At 37.9% G+C, this 17464-nt stretch carries 21 protein-coding genes and 1 pseudogene; 14 read left to right on the forward strand and 8 right to left on the reverse strand.

Annotated features, from left to right (window positions below; genetic code table 11):
- Window positions 1-82: 82 nt before the first annotated feature.
- A complete protein-coding gene (locus V7121_RS14355; protein ID WP_335498687.1) occupies window positions 83-1018 on the reverse strand; it encodes a 1,4-dihydroxy-2-naphthoate polyprenyltransferase in 936 nt (311 codons plus the stop codon).
- A 363-nt stretch (window positions 1019-1381) separates the two neighbouring features.
- Here V7121_RS14355 and V7121_RS14360 point away from each other — a divergent pair, with 363 nt between their 5' ends.
- The 6 genes from V7121_RS14360 (at window position 1382) to menC (ending at window position 8880) form a co-directional block, all read left to right on the forward strand.
- Window positions 1382-2782 (forward strand): isochorismate synthase, encoded by a 1401-nt coding sequence (locus tag V7121_RS14360; RefSeq protein ID WP_335546908.1) that lies wholly within the window; start codon window positions 1382-1384, stop codon window positions 2780-2782.
- Window position 2783: 1 nt separating this feature from the next.
- Window positions 2784-4532 carry a 2-succinyl-5-enolpyruvyl-6-hydroxy-3-cyclohexene-1-carboxylic-acid synthase gene (gene menD, locus V7121_RS14365; protein WP_335498691.1) on the forward strand — a complete coding sequence of 583 codons (1749 nt, stop codon included), beginning with the start codon at window positions 2784-2786 and terminating at the stop codon, window positions 4530-4532.
- Complete coding sequence (gene menH, locus V7121_RS14370) at window positions 4533-5348, forward strand: 2-succinyl-6-hydroxy-2,4-cyclohexadiene-1-carboxylate synthase (protein WP_335498693.1); 816 nt, start codon at window positions 4533-4535, stop codon at window positions 5346-5348.
- Window positions 5349-5362: 14 nt separating this feature from the next.
- On the forward strand, window positions 5363-6181 hold the full coding sequence (gene menB / locus V7121_RS14375) for a 1,4-dihydroxy-2-naphthoyl-CoA synthase (protein ID WP_335498695.1): 819 nt from the start codon (window positions 5363-5365) through the stop codon (window positions 6179-6181).
- A 97-nt stretch (window positions 6182-6278) separates the two neighbouring features.
- Window positions 6279-7793 (forward strand): o-succinylbenzoate--CoA ligase, encoded by a 1515-nt coding sequence (locus V7121_RS14380; protein ID WP_335546910.1) that lies wholly within the window; start codon window positions 6279-6281, stop codon window positions 7791-7793.
- Window positions 7774-8880 carry an o-succinylbenzoate synthase gene (menC, locus tag V7121_RS14385; protein WP_335547159.1) on the forward strand — a complete coding sequence of 369 codons (1107 nt, stop codon included), beginning with the start codon at window positions 7774-7776 and terminating at the stop codon, window positions 8878-8880. The genes V7121_RS14380 and menC overlap by 20 nt, the downstream gene beginning before the upstream one ends.
- Window positions 8881-8923: 43 nt before the next feature.
- On the opposite strand, the gene V7121_RS14390 is transcribed toward menC, so the two are convergent.
- Window positions 8924-9862: a metal ABC transporter solute-binding protein, Zn/Mn family gene (locus tag V7121_RS14390; RefSeq protein ID WP_335498701.1), complete on the reverse strand. Its 939-nt coding sequence runs from the start codon at window positions 9860-9862 to the stop codon at window positions 8924-8926.
- Between the two features lie 211 nt (window positions 9863-10073).
- Between V7121_RS14390 and V7121_RS14395 the strand changes: the two genes are divergently transcribed.
- Window positions 10074-10646, forward strand: a complete 573-nt coding sequence (locus tag V7121_RS14395) for a beta-class carbonic anhydrase (RefSeq protein ID WP_335546912.1) — start codon at window positions 10074-10076, stop codon at window positions 10644-10646.
- Here the strand turns inward: V7121_RS14395 and yidD are convergent.
- On the reverse strand, window positions 10643-10870 hold the full coding sequence (gene yidD, locus V7121_RS14400; protein ID WP_335498705.1) for a membrane protein insertion efficiency factor YidD: 228 nt from the start codon (window positions 10868-10870) through the stop codon (window positions 10643-10645). The genes V7121_RS14395 and yidD overlap by 4 nt on opposite strands.
- A 144-nt stretch (window positions 10871-11014) precedes the next feature.
- On the opposite strand from yidD, the gene V7121_RS14405 reads away from it, so the two are divergent.
- Window positions 11015-11488, forward strand: coding sequence for an S-ribosylhomocysteine lyase (locus V7121_RS14405; protein WP_335498707.1), 474 nt, complete (start codon window positions 11015-11017; stop codon window positions 11486-11488).
- 67 nt (window positions 11489-11555) lie between these two features.
- On the opposite strand, the gene ytzI is transcribed toward V7121_RS14405, so the two are convergent.
- Complete coding sequence (ytzI, locus tag V7121_RS14410; protein WP_335498709.1) at window positions 11556-11729, reverse strand: YtzI protein; 174 nt, start codon at window positions 11727-11729, stop codon at window positions 11556-11558.
- Between the two features lie 286 nt (window positions 11730-12015).
- The gene (locus tag V7121_RS14415; RefSeq protein ID WP_335498711.1) at window positions 12016-12273 is read right to left on the reverse strand and encodes a DUF6154 family protein; all 258 of its coding nucleotides are present in this window, start codon (window positions 12271-12273) and stop codon (window positions 12016-12018) included.
- 204 nt (window positions 12274-12477) lie between these two features.
- Between V7121_RS14415 and V7121_RS14420 the strand changes: the two genes are divergently transcribed.
- Window positions 12478-12795, forward strand: a complete 318-nt coding sequence (locus V7121_RS14420) for a hydrolase (protein ID WP_335498713.1) — start codon at window positions 12478-12480, stop codon at window positions 12793-12795.
- Between the two features lie 102 nt (window positions 12796-12897).
- Entirely contained in the window at window positions 12898-13377 is a 480-nt protein-coding gene (gene ytkD, locus V7121_RS14425; RefSeq protein WP_335498715.1) for an RNA deprotection pyrophosphohydrolase, read from the forward strand.
- 22 nt (window positions 13378-13399) lie between these two features.
- Here the strand turns inward: ytkD and V7121_RS14430 are convergent, their stop codons facing one another.
- From V7121_RS14430 to V7121_RS14440, 3 genes and pseudogenes are all read right to left on the reverse strand, one after another.
- The gene (locus V7121_RS14430) at window positions 13400-14206 is read right to left on the reverse strand and encodes an ABC transporter permease (protein WP_335498716.1); all 807 of its coding nucleotides are present in this window, start codon (window positions 14204-14206) and stop codon (window positions 13400-13402) included.
- Window positions 14187-14963 (reverse strand): ABC transporter ATP-binding protein, encoded by a 777-nt coding sequence (locus V7121_RS14435; RefSeq protein ID WP_335546913.1) that lies wholly within the window; start codon window positions 14961-14963, stop codon window positions 14187-14189. The genes V7121_RS14430 and V7121_RS14435 overlap by 20 nt, the downstream gene beginning before the upstream one ends.
- Window positions 14964-14982: 19 nt before the next feature.
- A pseudogene (locus V7121_RS14440) lies at window positions 14983-15444 on the reverse strand (ABC transporter substrate-binding protein); the annotation flags it as partial.
- 131 nt (window positions 15445-15575) lie between these two features.
- Between V7121_RS14440 and V7121_RS14445 the strand changes: the two are divergent.
- The 4 genes from V7121_RS14445 to V7121_RS14460 all read left to right on the forward strand — a co-directional run bounded on the left by V7121_RS14445 (window position 15576) and on the right by V7121_RS14460 (window position 17327).
- Entirely contained in the window at window positions 15576-15764 is a 189-nt protein-coding gene (locus V7121_RS14445) for a hypothetical protein (protein WP_335546915.1), read from the forward strand.
- Window positions 15761-15901, forward strand: a complete 141-nt coding sequence (locus V7121_RS14450) for a hypothetical protein (protein ID WP_335546917.1) — start codon at window positions 15761-15763, stop codon at window positions 15899-15901. Before V7121_RS14445 ends, V7121_RS14450 begins: the two co-directional genes overlap by 4 nt.
- A gap of 280 nt (window positions 15902-16181) precedes the next feature.
- The gene (locus tag V7121_RS14455; protein ID WP_335546919.1) at window positions 16182-16694 is read left to right on the forward strand and encodes a hypothetical protein; all 513 of its coding nucleotides are present in this window, start codon (window positions 16182-16184) and stop codon (window positions 16692-16694) included.
- Between the two features lie 363 nt (window positions 16695-17057).
- A complete protein-coding gene (locus tag V7121_RS14460) occupies window positions 17058-17327 on the forward strand; it encodes a hypothetical protein (RefSeq protein ID WP_335546921.1) in 270 nt (89 codons plus the stop codon).
- Window positions 17328-17464 lie beyond the last annotated feature (137 nt).

Genomic DNA, 17464 nt, shown 5'->3' on the forward strand with positions numbered 1-17464 from the left:
CGATTCAAGAATAAGCTGATGATATTTGGAAGATTAAACCTATAAAATAAGAAAAGCTTCTGCCGTTGGCAGAAGCTTTTCTTTATAATATATGTCCAATGAAAATTCCGATGGCTAATAAAAATCCAAAGATGGTATTTGTTTGTGCAGTTGCCTTCATAGCTGGTGCCATTTTAATTGGAATGTTGTTTTCTATAAACCCTTTCGTTGCTTTAATAGCCTTTGGAGCACTTAGAATGACTAGTGCAGTCCAAACTGGAACTACCCCCGTGATAATAAGTCCCAAAACCCAAAGAAAAGAAAAAGCAAACATCCCCATTAATAAGTAGATAGCACCTTTCTTGCCTAATAAAATAGCTACTGTTTTACGGCCGTTTTCTTTGTCACCATCAAGGTCACGAATGTTATTCGATAACATAATCATTCCAACTAAGATCATACTTGGAACTGAAACAAGAATACTTGTGCCGCTGACTGTTCCAGTTTGGATGTAGAAGGAGATTAGAATAATCAGCATGCCCATAAAGAAGCCTGAAAGTATTTCACCAAATGGTGTATAGGCAATGGGGAAAGGGCCTCCAGTATAGAAATAGCCAACAGCCATACAAACCAGACCAACAACCGCTAACCACCAGCTGCTATTTGCGCAAATATAGATGCCTAATAAAAGAGCAATTCCATAAAATCCAAATGCAAGATTTAGGACGGTACTTGGCTTAATACCATCACGAACAATTGTCCCGCCAATCCCAACTGATTGAGCAGTGTCTAGACCACGTTTGAAATCGAAATATTCATTAAACATATTGGTTGCAGCTTGAATCAATAAACTGGCAATAAGCATCGCAAAAAATAGACCAAAATGAATGTTCCCATGCTTAAGGGATAGTGCAGTACCGAGTAGTACTGGTACAAATGCAGCTGTTAGTGTGTGTGGACGGGTCATTTGCCACCAAACTTGAAAGCCGCGGTTTGATTCAACTACAGGTTCAGAACTTTTCTGTATAGTTGGTTGCATATTGTTCTCTCCCTTTTTTATTTATTTCTCTCTATATAAAAGGTATAGGTTTAAGTTAATATAGGCTTTGCCCACAACTAAGTGTATGAAATTCAAGGAATAGTGTCAATTAATTTTTCCTATCAAATCTAGAAGATTATACCTGTTTGATTATAATTGGGCGTTGGTGGGAAAATGAAAGTAATGAAAAATGAATGAGCAGGCTGTTTTTATCAATTAAGTGAAATCTTACTATATAATAGGGAATGTAACAGGTTTGCTAGTGACAAGTATTACTGACTTCTTTACAATGAGAGTAGTATGTTAAAATTAGCAATAATATGAATGGATAGCAGTCATTTCGGCTGTTTTGGAGGGATTTGTTTGGTTACCATTCAAGAATTAGAAATAATGGAAAGAGGTCTTTTGGCGATAAAACGCGCAAAGGAACTTGGACGGCCCATTTTAATTAGTGAAGTTCATAAAATGGACACGGTTAACCCATTATCATTTTTTAATATAGGAAAAGAGCACTTTAGCGGGGAACGATTTTTCTGGAAGGATCCAAAGGATGAAACCGTGCTTATTGGGTTAGGGATTTCTAAACAAATTCAGTCGGATCAGGCTTCTGACCGCTTTTTTCATGTTGAAAAGGAATGGGAGACATTTTTAAAGGACTGTCTTGTTTTTAATCCATATAAAGAAGTTGGTGTAGGTCCTGTCATGTTTGGGGGTTTTTCGTTTGACCCATATAAGGAAAAAACGGATCTTTGGTCAAAGTATGCTGATTCGTTGTTCCATCTTCCGAAATATCTATTAAGTATCATTGACGGACAAACGTTCTTAACGACAAATACGATTTGTACTCCACATGAAGACCCTTACCTTTTTAAGAAGGTGAGCGAAGAGAGAAATGAGATTTTAAGTTCTCTTCAACACAAGGATCATCATAAATCTGCTTCACTTCTAGAAATGAACGAGATTGAACCAGAGAAGTGGAAGGAAACCGTCGATGGGGTTGTGAAGGAATTAACAGAAGGACCGCTAAAAAAGGTCGTTTTAGCCCGTGAACTAAGGCTTGTATTTGACGACCAGGTTGCGGCTGAGAGAGTACTGAATAATTTATATATGCAACAACATGAAAGTTTTATTTTTGCATTTGAATCGAATGGTGATTGTTTTATTGGTGCTTCTCCGGAAAGACTGATAAAAAAGATTGGAAACGAAGTTTATTCTACCTGCTTGGCTGGCTCTATTTCACGGGGGAATAACGAAGAAGAAGATGTGAAATTAGGTCAAATGTTATTAAACGATCAAAAAAACTTAATCGAGCATAGTTTTGTTGTTGAAATGATTAAGGAAGCATTAGAAGAATCATGCCAAGAAATTATTCTGCCTAAAAAGCCGCAGCTTATGAAGATAAGGGATATTCAGCACCTATATACACCTGTAATCGGAAAATGCCATCAAGATGCTTCATTAATGTTATTAGTGGAAAGACTTCACCCGACACCAGCACTCGGCGGTCTCCCTAAAGAGGAAGCAGTAGTAAAGATTAGACAAGTAGAAGAATTGGACCGTGGATTCTACGCCGCTCCATTAGGCTGGATGGATTACAAAAAAAATGGCGAATTTGCTGTATCGATTCGCTCAGGCTTGATCCAGGGCAAAGAAGTCTCGTTGTTTGCAGGATGTGGAGTGGTTGCGGATTCTGATTCAGAAAGTGAATATTTGGAGACGAGTTTGAAATTTAAACCAATGCTCAGAGCCCTTGGAGGAAATTGATATGAATCATCAAGAATCATTAACAGCATATATAGCTGCATTTGTTTCAGAACTTATTTTTTCAGGAGTCACAGATGTTGTTGTAAGTCCAGGTTCAAGGTCTACCCCGATGGCGATGATTATGGCAGAGCATCCAAATCTGAACGTTCATATTCATGTAGATGAACGTTCAGCTGCTTTTTTCGCTTTAGGAATGGCCAAAGCTTTAAATAAGCCAGTAGCTATCCTTTGCACTTCAGGTACAGCTGCAGCAAACTATTTTCCTGCCATAGTTGAAGCACGTTATGCACGAGTTCCATTGATCGTGCTGACAGCAGATCGGCCGCATGAACTAAGAGAAGTAGGTGCCCCTCAGGCCATTGATCAAATTCACTTATATGGGTCACATGTTAAATGGTTTTCCGAAATGGCACTACCTGAAAAAAGTGATGAAATACTCCGGTATGCGCGAACAATTTGTGCACGTGCGGTAGCCATTGCAACTAGTGCTCCTTCTGGTCCTGTTCATTTGAACTTCCCTTTTAGAGAACCATTAATCCCGAAGATGGATTCTGACCTTTTCCAACTTCATGAACGTCCAAATGGATTTGTAAAAGTTCATAATGGGGACTTAACCATTACAGAAGAGCATTTTCAAGAAATTGCTGCTAAATTGTCCAAAGCTAGTAGAGGTATTATTGTTTGCGGGAACATTGTTGATGATGTTTTTCCAGAGGCAGTTACTCGGTTAGCTGAAATATTACATTTTCCCATCTTAGCCGATCCATTATCACAATTAAGAAGTGGGAATCATAGTCTTGAAAATATCGTTGAAACTTATGATACCTTTTTAAGAAACAATGACGCAAAAACCTTTCTTAAGCCCGATGTAATTTTACGATTTGGAGCTATGCCAATTTCGAAGGCATTAACGATCTTCTTAAAAGAAAATAGCCTTGCAGACCAATATGTAATTGATGGCGGGGGAGGCTGGCGTGACCCGTCCTCGTTATCAACAAATATGATTTTTTGCAAGGAATCTTTATTCTGTGAGAAATTACTGACATACACGATTGCGAACGATTCAGCTGACTTCTTAAGGAATTGGATAAGAATCAACCAACTAACAAAAAATCAGATGGCATCGATTAGAGATATTACAGAATTGAGTGAAGGCAAACTGTTTTATCAGCTAGCTGACATTCTGCCTGAGGATGGGACATTATTTGTTGGCAATAGTATGCCAATTAGGGACCTGGATAGTTTTTTTCTCAACAATACTAAATCGATAAAAGTCATGGCAAACAGAGGAGCGAATGGTATTGATGGTACCATTTCAACCGCTTTAGGTGCTGCTTTAAACTCAAAATCCCTCTACCTTGTCCTAGGTGACTTAACCTTTTTTCATGACCTAAACGGCCTGATCGCAGCAAAATTGTACAACATTAATATTAATATTATTCTGGTTAACAATAATGGAGGAGGGATTTTCTCCTTTTTGCCACAATCTGAACATCCTAAAAACTTCGAACTTTTGTTTGGAACACCGCTTGGGATTGATTTTGCACATGCTGTTAAAATGTTTAATGGTCATTTCACAAAGATTGAGAATTGGGATCATTTTAGGGAAGAAATGCAGCAAGCCAAAAATGCTACGGGGATCAACGTATTTGAGCTTGTAACGAACAGAGATATTAACCGCGACGAGCACCGCAAATTTTGGGGTTTGGTTTCCCAGGAAATATCAAACTTTGTCAAAGGTGAACAATAAATGTATATTGACCTCGACGGAATTCGCTATCATGTCGAAGTATGTGGAAAAGGGCAGACTCCACTTGTTTTGTTACATGGATTTACGGGTGATTCTACGACCTGGACTCCATTTACTGAATGTTGGGGAAAGGATACAAAGCTTATTATTCCTGACATTATTGGACATGGAAAAACTGAATCACCCGATTTATTACATTCATATCATATTGAAACGGCTGCGTCTGATTTAAAACGTATCCTCGATAACTTAGGGATTCAGCAGGTGGACCTACTTGGTTATTCCATGGGTGGAAGATTGGCATTAACCTTTGCAGTTCTTTTTCCTGCCCATGTTCGAAAACTAATCCTCGAGAGTACTTCTCCAGGTCTGGAGACAGAAAGTGACAGAAAACAACGCCGTATGAAAGATGCGGAGCTCGCAAAATTTATTAATGAACAGGGGATCCATGCGTTTGTGGGTTATTGGGAAGAGATTCCCCTTTTTTCTACGATGAAGCGTCTTCCTGTCTATACTCAGCAAAAAATACGGAACCAGCGTTTAAGTAATTCACCAATTGGCCTTTCCAACAGTCTGCTTGGAATGGGTACGGGTTCTCAACCTTCCCTGTGGGAAAGGTTAAGTGAACTCAACTGCGAAGTTTTACTGTTAACGGGTGCAGAAGATCATAAGTTCTGTGATATTGCTGAGAGAATGATGAAGGTCCTTAAAAATAGTATTTTGATTACTATTGAAGGAAGTGGACATGCAATTCATGTGGAAGAACCTGAAAAGTTTGGTACAATAGTAAGTGACTTTTTGTCGAAACAGAAATAAAGGAGGATATCATTTTGACAGTAGAATGGATTGCAGGACGTAAATATGAAGAAATTTTATATGAAACATACAATGGGATTGCTAAAATTACCATAAATCGTCCACATGTACATAATGCATTTACACCGAGAACAGTATCTGAATTGATTGATGCATTTGCTTATGCCCGCGATGATTCTAGCATAGGGGTTATAGTATTAACTGGTGCCGGAGATAAAGCATTTTGTTCTGGTGGAGACCAAAAAGTACGCGGCCATGGAGGATATGTTGGTGAGGATCAGATTCCCCGCTTAAATGTGCTTGATCTTCAGCGGCTTATTCGTGTCATTCCAAAACCTGTAATCGCTATGGTAAAAGGCTATGCGATTGGCGGCGGCCATGTTCTTCACGTTGTGTGTGATTTAACAATTGCGGCTGATAACGCTGTATTTGGACAAACTGGTCCAAAAGTTGGAAGTTTCGATGCTGGATATGGATCGGGTTACCTTGCAAGAATTATCGGCCATAAAAAGGCTCGTGAAATTTGGTACTTATGCCGTCAATATAATGCACAAGAGGCTCTTGACATGGGCTTAGTTAACACGGTTGTCCCGCTTGAAAAAGTAGAAGAGGAAACGATTCAATGGTGCAATGAAATTCTTGAGAAAAGTCCAACTGCCCTGCGTTTCTTGAAAGCGGCAATGAATGCTGATACAGACGGTTTAGCGGGTCTTCAACAATTTGCTGGAGATGCTACTTTGCTTTACTATACAACAGATGAAGCAAAAGAAGGCCGCGATTCCTTTAAAGAAAAACGACAGCCTGATTTTGGGAAATTCCCGCGTTTTCCTTGATCATTTTTTTTAAAACGGCTTGATGGTTCTTACCATCAAGCTGTTTTTCATAGAAAAGCGGTACTGAGCTAGGACAGATTAAGAAAGGTGAATCGTTATGCAGAACGAAATGATGCCTAATTTTTTAAAGAAAAGAGCATTCCTTACACCGGAACGACCTGCTGTTTATTTTCAGGACCAGGTAGTAACCTTTGAACAACTTTACGAGCGTTCATATCAGGTCGCAGGGAAGTTACAAGGATTAGGCGTTCAAAAAGACCACTATGTTGCTGTGTTATTAAAAAACGATATTGATACAGTTGTTATATTATTTGCCCTTCAGTTATTAGGAGTTAGGTCTGTAATTTTGAATAACCGCCTATCTCCGACGGAACTAACCTGGCAGATGACCGATTCAAAGGTAGTTTCATTAATTCTGGATGATGCATTTATTGAAATAAAAGAAATCGTTAGTAGGCAAATTCCATCTTTAAATACCTTAACAAAAACTAAGATATTTTCCTGTGTTGCGAACGTGCCAAATATACTGGAAGAAATATCACTTTCTGATATCTGTACTATTATGTATACGTCAGGAACAACTGGTAATCCAAAGGGGGTCATTCAAACCTATGGGAATCACTGGTGGAGTGCGGTTGGTTCAGCCTTAAATCTAGGCTATATGGATGAGGATTGCTGGCTTTGCTCCGTGCCACTATTTCATATTAGCGGATTTTCCATATTAATGCGTTGTGTTATTTATGGCATGCCAATCGTACTTCATGAACGATTTGATGAGGAAAAAGCTATTGACGATATTCAGGAAAAAAAGGTGACCATCATGTCTATTGTTGGGACAGCACTGACAAGAATTGTTGAAGCACTTCAAGAACGGCGCCTTCCTACTCATTTCCGCTGTATGCTCCTAGGCGGTGGTCCTGCACCCTTACCTTTGCTTAAAGCATGTGTCGAAAAAGACATCCCTGTCTTCCAAACCTATGGTATGACTGAATCCTCCTCGCAAATCGTGACGCTTGCACCAGAATATAGTCTGAAAAAGCTGGGCTCTGCGGGCAAGCCCTTGTTTCCCTCTCAAATTCAAATTGTAAATGAAGACAATTGTGTGGCCCCCGCTGGTGTACCAGGCGAGATAGTTATTAAAGGACCCAATGTTACACCAGGATATTTATTTCGTCCAGAAGTTTTGAAAGAAAAGTTTAATAATGGCTGGTTTCATACCGGTGATATTGGTTACTTGGACGAAGCAGGCTTTTTATATGTCCTTGACCGCCGTTCAGATTTAATTATATCAGGGGGAGAAAACATTTACCCCGCAGAACTCGAAGCTGTATTGTTATCACACCCTGATGTCATCGAGGCGGGGGTGACATCTGCGGAGCATGCAGTTTGGGTACAAGTACCGATAGCATTTATTGTGAAAAGAGAGCAAGCATATCTTTCGGAAGAAGAGCTGGAACAATATTGCCATCAGCATTTGGCTAAATATAAAGTGCCAAAAGCATTTTATTTTGTCCAGGAACTACCTAGAAATGCTTCAAAAAAACTGCTTCGCAGAACATTACGTGAGTGGGTAAAGGGAGTCAGGACAGATGATGAAAATCACCACTATTGAGTTACATGTCATTGAAATGCCTTTAAAGGACCCGTTTTTAACCCATTTAGGAGCTGTTAATATCCGTGAGGGAATTATTATTAAAATCACCAATTCAGACGGAGTTTCAGGATACGGTGAGGGAGTAGCTTTTTCTACTCCTTGGTACACAGAAGAAACCGTAAAAACAAGTTTGCATATGTTAACAGATTTTTTAATTCCATTACTTCAAAAAAATCCAATTGACCATCCATCGCAGGCAAGTAGGCTTTTTAGCTCTTTACGAAGAAACAATATGGCGAAAGCAGCTATAGAAACCGCACTTTGGGATTTATACGCGAAGAGTCATTCGCAGCCATTGTCCAAAACGCTTGAAGGTACACGTACAGCTGTACCTGCAGGTGTGGTAGTAGCAACAGACTCTGCAACAAAAGCCCTCGCACAAATTGACCAGTATCTCCAGGAAGGTTATCAACGAGTTAAAGTAAAAATAAATCCAAAACAGGATTATTCTTTTCTCAGTGAAATTCGCCGCTTTTTTCCCGACCTGCCTCTCATGGCAGATGCAAATTCTGCTTATACATTGACGGATCTTGAGCGGATAAAAGCATTGGATGATTTTAATCTGCTGATGATTGAACAGCCGCTCGCTTCTGATGATATTTTGGAACACTCATTCCTTCAGAAGGAGATCAAAACACCGATTTGTTTGGATGAAAGTATATGCAGTTATGATGATGCGCGCAAAGCAATTGAGTTTGGATGCTGTAAGGTTATTAATATTAAAGTAGGCAGGGTTGGCGGTTTATATGAAGCAAAACGAATTCATGACTACTGTTTTGAACAGGGTGTACCCGTTTGGTGTGGAGGAATGATCGAATTTGGGATATCGCGTGCCCATAATATTGCGCTTGCATCCTTACCAGGCTTTTCAATCCCAGGGGATATCTCTTCTTCCAATCGTTTTTGGGAAGAGGATATCATTACTCCAGAAGTAAATGTTCAAAACGGTTTGGTTGCTGTGCCAACCAGTCCTGGAATAGGTTTTAAGCTAAACAAGAAACGACTGCAGGAAGTCTTGCAATGGAAAGAAACGATTGTATTTTAGGGAAATGTTCAAAAAAAGAACCAGGTTACGAACCTGGTTCATTCTAATTTAAAGCCGTTTTTAAGGATTCAAGATTTTGATTCATTAATGTAAAATAGGTTTCTTTGTTTTTAATATTGTCCTTCGATAAAATAGCAAGGTTATGGATTGGTAATGCTTTTGCGCCAATTTCTTCCTCAACGATTTTGCCCAGTTTAGATTGGACATTTTGTTCAAACAGGATATAGTGAATCCCTTCATTTTCAGCCAGGGTGATAATTTTTTCTAATTCCTTTTGAGTTGGTTCATTGGCAGTTGATAAGCCAGAAATGCTAATTTGCTCAAGGCCATAGCGTTTTTCCCAATAACCAAAGGCAGCATGGGTAACGATCATCTTTTTATGTTTTGCTTTGCTGATGGTTTGTGTATATTTAGTATTTAATTCATCTAACTGAAGAGCTAGTTTTTGAAAATTTGCATCGAATACTTCTTTTTGCTGAGGCATCTGTTTACTTAATGAATCACGAATGACAGCTGCCATTTCCTTTGAATATACTGGGTCAAGCCACACATGTGGATTAACATCTGCCTTGGTGTCTTGATGGTCTTCCGCTTCATCATGTGAATCGGTAGACTTTGGGAGATTAATGTCTTCAGCGGTAGCTACTAGTTTTACATGTTCATTTTTTAAAGTTTCTTTTGCCTTTTCGACGAATCCTTCAAGTCCGAGCCCAATATAGAAAAATAAGTCTGAATCAGCTAAATTCATCATATCCTTTTGGGACGGTTCAAATGTGTGTTCATCGGCTCCAGGCGGATAGATCGTTTTTACATTTACATACTTTCCCCCTATTTGTGAAGTAAAGTATTGAAGTGGAAATACAGTGGTATAAATGGTTAACTGGTCCTTCTTTTTTTGTATTTGATCCTCACCATTTGAACACGCAGACATTAGAAGACTCAATGGTAATAGAAAAGAAAGGAAGAAAATGAATTTTTTCATAAGGACTCCTTCATATGTTTTTAAATCGGATTTATTACGATTTATTATCGAAAATTTTTTTAATTCTGAAATAAAACAACTTCATAATACGGAACGATTACGATTTCCATTAGTATCTTACAAAATATTTTTCTCAAAAGCAAGTATAAAATTTTGTTTCACAAACAAATATTAGGTATGCTTAGTAAGAAACAAAGGAAGGGTGGTTATTTTGAATAACTCAAATTTATTGAATGAGATCCTAGATTACAATGGAAAGTTTGTCGAAAACAAAGAGTATGAGAAGTATGAAACAACCAAATTCCCTAATAAGCGCATGGTCATTTTAACATGTATGGATACAAGGCTGCTCGAACTATTACCCAAAGCATTAAACTTGGGAAATGGTGATGCGAAAATAATTAAAGATGCAGGCGCCTTGATTTCACACCCATTTGGCAGTGTGATGAGAAGTATATTGATTGCCCTGTATCAATTACAGGCTCAGGAAGTTTTGGTGATTGCCCATTATGATTGCGGGATGAGCGGTATGAAGGCAGAACCAGTAATTGAAAATATGAAAGAGCGGGGAATATCAGACGAAACGATCGATACGCTTACATATTCGGGGATTAATATTAAAGAATGGCTGCATGGTTTTGACAATGTAACCGAAAGTGTAGAACACAGCGTAGGAATTATTAAAAATCATCCGTTAATGCCGAAAGATGTTCCAGTGCATGGTTTAGTCATTGACCCTAAGACGGGGAAACTAGATCTTATTGTGGATGGTTATAAGAATTAATGTGAATCCTTTTCGGGAACTGGGTCCAACCCTCCCGGATGAAATGGATGGCATTTCGATATCCTTTTAATCGTAAGCCAACCGCCTTTTAAGGCACCAAACCGTTGAATCGCCTCAACGCCATAATGAGAACAGGTCGGATAAAATCGGCAGGTGGGTGGTTTTAATGGTGAAATCGCCACTTGATAAAAACGAATAATTGCCAGAAAAAACTTCTTTACCATGAGGAACACTCCTTTAGTACGATTATCTACAAGATAACATAATTTATTAATATCGTCTAAATTGTTAAATGTATGTAAGTGGATGAAAAAACTCGGAATTTATTGTATGATATTTAGGTAGATAAAAAAAGGAGTGATTTCTCAATGCCTTCAGTTGAAAGCTTTGATTTAGATCATAACGCTGTTAAAGCCCCTTATGTGAGACATTGTGGTATTCATAAAGTTGGTAGTGACGGTGTGGTTAATAAATATGATATTCGTTTTTGCCAGCCTAATAAACAAGCAATGAAGCCTGATGTCATCCATACATTAGAGCACTTGCTTGCATTTAATCTCCGGAAGCATTCGGAGAAATATGACCATTTCGATATTATTGATATTTCACCAATGGGCTGTCAAACAGGCTATTACCTAGTGGTTAGCGGTGAACCTACTGTGGAGGAAATCATTGATCTTTTAGAAGATACCATGAAAGATGCCATTGAAATTATTGAAATTCCTGCTGCTAATGAAAGACAATGCGGTCAAGCAAAACTGCATGATTTAGAAGGGGCCAAACGTTTGATGCGTTTCTGGCTGGAGCAGAACAAAGAAGACCTGAAACAGGTTTTTGCCTAACTTAATAAGCTTAGTTGTCTAAAATAACAAATAACAAAAATTCCTATTCGATATGAATAGGAATTTTTTATGACTTATTTTGGTTCTGGTCTGACCCTTGTTCTTTTTCATGGTCCAGATACGGATTATCCTCTAATGGGTCAACAGTATGTTTATAAGTGTAAGCTTTTGAAGTGGTGACGACACTCAGTAGAAGAACAACAATAACAATAATAATGCAAATAACAGCAACTACATACATTTGTGAGAGTGGCCTCCTTTTTTCTTTATTATACCATGACTAGGTTTTCTTTGAGCAAAGAAAAAGGAAGCTCGCTGTTTGAGCCTCCTTTAGTTATAAGATAATATAAGTTGTTCAAACTAGATTACTGTCTAGCTGCAGCGCCCAGCGGCTAGTGTACTTCGCCCTTTTCCCTACGATAAGTCAACATCGAATCGCTACGCTCTTCGTGTTTCCTTTATCTCAGTCAAAGCGCTCCAGTCCATACGCCGCTGACCGGGCGCTTTCGCTTTTTTATTATGTATAATCAATGAATATTTCGAGGATGATAAGTATTCGTACGATGCTGACCGTATTCTTCCTGGGCAAATTTACCTTTTAAACTTTCAATTAAGTAAATTCCCATCAAATTATATAATTCCTGTTTATCCATTTCCTGGATTAATGCAAGTAAATCTTCATGTGACATTTCTTCTAAAAAGGCAAAGGCCAGCATATCAATATCCTCTTCATCACCGGTTAATTTATTGCGGTACATTTCATATAATTCATCAACTATTTTCATTTTGTCCACCTCCTTGTTATATTCTTTTCCCCCTATAGAGATAAAATAATTCTAACTTTCCCTTTTGTGAATTGACAGAAAAGTCTGTTTCTTTGATTGTATGTTTATTATAGCGTATTCATTTCTAAAAAATGACTCGAAATTTGGCAAAGAATAAATTTTTTTCTATTTGCAAATTACTAAACAGTAAAAGGGGATGACATAATGGATGCGCAAAAGAAAACCTATTATATTGATGTAGGGAGCGGAGAAATTTCGCAAAGTTCTACAAGTTCAACCTGGAGCTATAAAATTCAGGCAAATGATGAAGAAATTACCCAATTGCGTGAACTATTTGATCAGAATTATTCGACCGAATGGAAAAACTTCTTTAGAGCCCATGTTCCATATGTTGAATATCATTACGACCGTGAAAACGATGCGTATGATAGGACGATTCAACAAGTATACGGAATGCTGCATCAACTTGGAGATGAAGAAGCAAAAAAACATATTGAAAGTATGAATATTTTACCAAGTTAAAAACAAATGTAAAAGAAGTAACCCTGTAAGAAAAATCCTATCTTTAGGATTTTTCTTTTTTTGATTATAATTAGAGCATTAAACGTTGAGGCGGAATAGAGCATGATACATTTTTTAGATGTTAATGGGAATCAGATGGAACTGTCTTTTAATCATAATTCCTTCCAGGAAAATGCAAAACATGTGTTAGTCATCTGCCAACGTGGGGAAGAATGGCTATTGACTAACCATAAAAAAAGGGGTCTTGAATTTCCTGGAGGAAAAATGGAGTCAGGGGAAACACTCGAACAGGCAGCACGACGGGAAGCATATGAGGAAACAGGCGCCGTATTAGGCGAGCTTATATTTTTGGCGGAGTATAAATTTTCCGACCCCATCAAGACAATTGTGAAGGCGGTTTTTTGGGGGAAAGTAAAAAAGATAGAACCCACAACTAGTTATTACGAAACAAACGGCCCTGTCATAATTCAGGGAGATATATTATCGCTTCGATTTGGTGAGCAATATAGTTTTATTATGAAAGATCAGGTTGTTGAGCAATGTGTAAAACTTATTCAAATATTACAAAGTGGAAAAGAATAGCAGAAGCTTCATTAATAATCTGCTATTCCTTGATAATTTTTTTCTCTAATAATTCAACCAGTTGATACATAATTGTAGCAAATACGGCAATAACCAATAGGGATAAGAAGACGAGTGTAAAATTAAATACTTGGAAGCCGTAAATAATCATATATCCAAGCCCTCTAGAGGAAACAAGAAATTCGCCGACAATAACACCGACCCATGATAATCCGACATTTACCTTTAAAGTAGAGATGATGGTTGGAAAACTAGCGGGCAAGATTGCTTCTTTAAAGCATTGCCAGCGCGTAGCTCCAAAGGTTTGCAGCACTTTTAGATAATTGGGATCGACTTCCCTAAATGATGTATAGACAACAATAGTGGTAATAATAATTGAGATAATCGCACCCATGGCGATTATCGAGGGATACCCTGGACCTAACGCCACAATCAAAATGGGTCCTAATGCCACTTTCGGCATGGCATTTAAGATGACAAGATATGGGTCGAGAACCTTAGAAATCATCGGTGACCACCAGAGGACCGCAGCTAGTATCGTTCCAAGTAGGGTCCCAAGAATAAATCCTAGGACAGTCTCGGTTAATGTCACTCCAATATTGCTTACTAGTGACCCATCTTGAATTTTTTCTAGCAGCAAGTTCCAAATCTTTGAAGGAGAACTGAATAGAAGCGGGTCGATCCACTGTTTTTGGCTGAACCACTCCCAGCTGGAGAAAAAGACGATAAAAATGATCGCTTGATAAAATCTGACCCATCTTTTTTCAACTTTTAATGAGTAAATATAGTTTCTATGGAGGAGTTCCAGCTTATTCTTTTTCTCGTTCAAGGGACTCCAACTCCTTCCATATGGTTTGAAAGATATTTGAAAATGCTTCATGATTTCGTACTTCGAAAGGAGAAAGGCTCCTTAGTTCCTCCGGTATCGTGAATATTTTATATATTCTACCTGGACTTGGTGATAGAAGAAGAACGCGATCACTCATGGCGATGGCTTCGCCAATATCATGTGTTACGAGAATTGCTGTTTTACCAAATTCATCTAATGTTTGTGACACAAGATCTTCAAGTTTCAGCTTTGTTTGATAATCTAAAGCGGAAAAGGGTTCATCAAGCATCAGTAGTTTTGGTTCTGTCGCCAGCGTCCGGACGAGAGCTACCCGCTGTCTCATTCCCCCAGATAATTGCCTTGGCAGTTGTTTTTCAACCCCAGTCAATCCAATTTGATTTAAAAGGCTTAATGCTGCAGATTTATTTCTTTGATTCAACTGTTTTGATAATTTCAGCCCTAAGAGGATGTTCTCTTCAATCGTTTTCCAAGGAAACAAATAATCTTGCTGGAGCATATAACCGATCTTGTTTTTTGCTGTATTTATCGGTTGATTTTCCAAAAGAACCGTTCCTTGTGTTGGTTTCAGCAAACTAGCAATAATGGAAAGCAGGGTCGTTTTACCACAGCCACTTGGGCCGAGAAGGGAGACGAACTCGCCCTCCTCTACTGTAAAAGAAATATCTGAGAGGGCCGTGGCAGCTGAGGCTGTAGTGAAATAGGTATGATGGATATTTTGTATAGTTAAAAAGCTCATAGAACGGCCTCCCTATTTTTTATTCTTTAATAACTTTTTCAGCAATCTTTGTATTAACAAGTGTTTGATGGTCCACTTCTTTTGGCAGCTCTCCTGCTTCGTTCATGATGTTCTGTAAGTTGGTCCATTCCTCTTGATCGAGGATAGGGTCTGTGGCAAATGAGTCTTGACTCTTATAGCGCTCAATAACTGTCGTCATAATTTCTAAATCTGTGTCAGGAAAATAAGGCTGCACTGCTTTGGCAATTTCCTCGGCACTATGTGTTTCAACCCATTGTTGTGCTTTGTAAACTGCTCGTGTGAATTTTTCTATCGTGCCTTTATTTTCTTTCATATAGCTCTCCTTGGACATAAACGTCGTATAGGGAACATGACCTGATTCTTTTCCGAATGAAGCAACAATATGGCCCTTGCCTTCTTTTTCGAATATACTTGCAGTTGGTTCAAATAATTGCACAAATTCACCTGTACCAGATGCGAAGGTGTATGGAAACAAGATACACTACTCTAAAAGAGGGGAAAAGGTCTAGAAAGAAATAAAATATGATTATAAGGTTCGAAGAGGGAAAAGCTGATAAAATAAAGCTATCTTATGTATTGGAGGTCGTAAAAATGGAAAAAACCCTCTCAAAATGTGAACTTTGTGAAAGAAGCGAAAATGAGGTTGTTTTACTGAAATATCCCTTTACAACAATTTATAAAAACATTGAAACTGACACGAGTCATGTAGATCCAGATGCAACCATATGTGTGGAGTGTTTAGTGGAAGATTTAAATGAAGTCCGCAAGGAGAGCAAATGAAGATAACACCAGAACAGATAGAAGAAATAAAGAAGTGGAAAGCAATAGCTGATAAGAACAATTTAAATATATTTGAGCTGTATATGATTTGTTATCATTTTGCAGAAATTAAAAAGATTCTCAACAAAACCACATAATACTTTACTCTTATTTAAGAAAAATAAATAAAATGGTGCCGCAACTACGTTTATTCGTTTTTCGAAAGAATCGAACAGATAGAGAATTTTAAAGCTTACAAAATTCTAGCAATATTTTTAAACAATTTTTTCACTATGTTTTCGTTCATTAGGTTTTGAACCTGTTAAATTTATATCATCGGGAATTGATTAAGGGACAACCTTATCCGTTCCTTTTTTAATTAAAGGAAATTATCTCCCAACCATCGTGTATAATTATGACAAAAAGGGAGGCTTATCCATGGAAATAAAATCTATAAAAATTAATGATGAAATGATTCATATTTTTGATTATGCATTATTTATTTTTGATGGGAATGAAAATGATTATAGTTTAAGTTTAGACATCATGGTTTCTGAGGTTGTTGCTCTGAAATTCTATAATGAAGACAAAGTAAAAGTTTGTTGGCAATACAATAATGGTGAAGAACAAACCTTTATGATGAACCTCGATCATGTTACTGAAGTTGGTAATACCGAAATACCAGAATTAAATTTAACCGTAGATATTGATAATCCAAAAGATTTTTGGTGGTTAAAAACAGTTAATTTTGATACTAAGGAAGAATACCCATCACTTAGAAAAGATATTACCATTGATGAAATTAGGAAAGTTGAAATGCCAGATAGGGAATTGGATTTAACTGTAATGATCCCTATCGACTTAGAAGAATGGCTTTATAGAAGTGATAATCAAAGTGAAATTTTGAAAGAAGCATTATATGACTATAGGAAGAAGAAGGCATCCGAATAATCGGGTGCTTTTTATATTGTTTTCTCTTAACTCTGTTACTCCACACCTGGTTACGGCAGGTCATTCATAGCCTGACCGTCGCTCATACCCAAAACCCCTGACTAGGACCTCCTAGGGCAAACAGTGATCTCAGCTGCCCAAGGTGTGGATCGAGACGGTTTGCTACCAGCCGAAGTAAGTGGTAGCTGATATATAAAAGCAGCTGATGGCACAGCCGGAAGTGTTCGTGCAAAGGTGGAGGCCTGATTAAGCCGATATAGCTAGCACCTTCAGCTGTTTTTGTATGTTTATAAATAGACACAATATAGAATAGGAAAATATCTCCTTGTTGTCGAAATCTAAGATGTAAAGGAGGATATTGAAATGAACAAGAAACATTTTATTAATAGCAAACATGAATTTCATTACAAAGAATTCAAAGAATTTGTTGATACATATGGGATTAACAAGGTTAAGAAGAAAGACTTAGATAACATCATAAAGAAGCATGGGTTAGATGTTACAGGGAATAGAGGTTTCTTAGAATTGTATACAATCAAGTGCTCTGAGAGTTCTGGTAGAGCAATGACTTGGTTGACAATAATTATTGGAATACTTACAGTTGCAGTTTCTGTTGTATCCATATTTAACTAGGCATCCTTTGGTTGCTTTTTTAATACGAAAACTTGTTCGTCCCACAATTATAGGACGATGTTCATCGTACTACACCTGTAGGACGTCATCGTACTACACACGTAGGACGTTATCGTACTACACCTGTAGGACGATAA

The sequence above is a fragment of the Neobacillus drentensis genome, assembly GCF_036962125.1.
Lineage (GTDB): Bacteria > Bacillota > Bacilli > Bacillales > Cytobacillaceae > Neobacillus > Neobacillus drentensis_B.

Excerpts from the sequence above, each read along its gene's own strand:
- menC (WP_335547159.1), top strand. The coding sequence starts at position 7,774 with ATGAAAATCACCACTATTGAGTTACATGTCATTGAAATGCCTTTAAAG.
- V7121_RS14380 (WP_335546910.1), top strand. The coding sequence starts at position 6,279 with ATGCAGAACGAAATGATGCCTAATTTTTTAAAGAAAAGAGCATTCCTT.
- V7121_RS14355 (WP_335498687.1), bottom strand. The coding sequence starts at position 1,018 with ATGCAACCAACTATACAGAAAAGTTCTGAACCTGTAGTTGAATCAAAC.
- V7121_RS14460 (WP_335546921.1), top strand. The coding sequence starts at position 17,058 with ATGAACAAGAAACATTTTATTAATAGCAAACATGAATTTCATTACAAA.
- V7121_RS14455 (WP_335546919.1), top strand. The coding sequence starts at position 16,182 with ATGGAAATAAAATCTATAAAAATTAATGATGAAATGATTCATATTTTT.
- ytkD (WP_335498715.1), top strand. The coding sequence starts at position 12,898 with ATGATACATTTTTTAGATGTTAATGGGAATCAGATGGAACTGTCTTTT.
- menH (WP_335498693.1), top strand. The coding sequence starts at position 4,533 with ATGTATATTGACCTCGACGGAATTCGCTATCATGTCGAAGTATGTGGA.
- yidD (WP_335498705.1), bottom strand. The coding sequence starts at position 10,870 with ATGGTAAAGAAGTTTTTTCTGGCAATTATTCGTTTTTATCAAGTGGCG.
- V7121_RS14405 (WP_335498707.1), top strand. The coding sequence starts at position 11,015 with ATGCCTTCAGTTGAAAGCTTTGATTTAGATCATAACGCTGTTAAAGCC.
- menD (WP_335498691.1), top strand. The coding sequence starts at position 2,784 with ATGAATCATCAAGAATCATTAACAGCATATATAGCTGCATTTGTTTCA.
- V7121_RS14445 (WP_335546915.1), top strand. The coding sequence starts at position 15,576 with ATGGAAAAAACCCTCTCAAAATGTGAACTTTGTGAAAGAAGCGAAAAT.
- V7121_RS14435 (WP_335546913.1), bottom strand. The coding sequence starts at position 14,963 with ATGAGCTTTTTAACTATACAAAATATCCATCATACCTATTTCACTACA.
- ytzI (WP_335498709.1), bottom strand. The coding sequence starts at position 11,729 with ATGTATGTAGTTGCTGTTATTTGCATTATTATTGTTATTGTTGTTCTT.
- V7121_RS14420 (WP_335498713.1), top strand. The coding sequence starts at position 12,478 with ATGGATGCGCAAAAGAAAACCTATTATATTGATGTAGGGAGCGGAGAA.
- V7121_RS14450 (WP_335546917.1), top strand. The coding sequence starts at position 15,761 with ATGAAGATAACACCAGAACAGATAGAAGAAATAAAGAAGTGGAAAGCA.
- V7121_RS14390 (WP_335498701.1), bottom strand. The coding sequence starts at position 9,862 with ATGAAAAAATTCATTTTCTTCCTTTCTTTTCTATTACCATTGAGTCTT.
- V7121_RS14415 (WP_335498711.1), bottom strand. The coding sequence starts at position 12,273 with ATGAAAATAGTTGATGAATTATATGAAATGTACCGCAATAAATTAACC.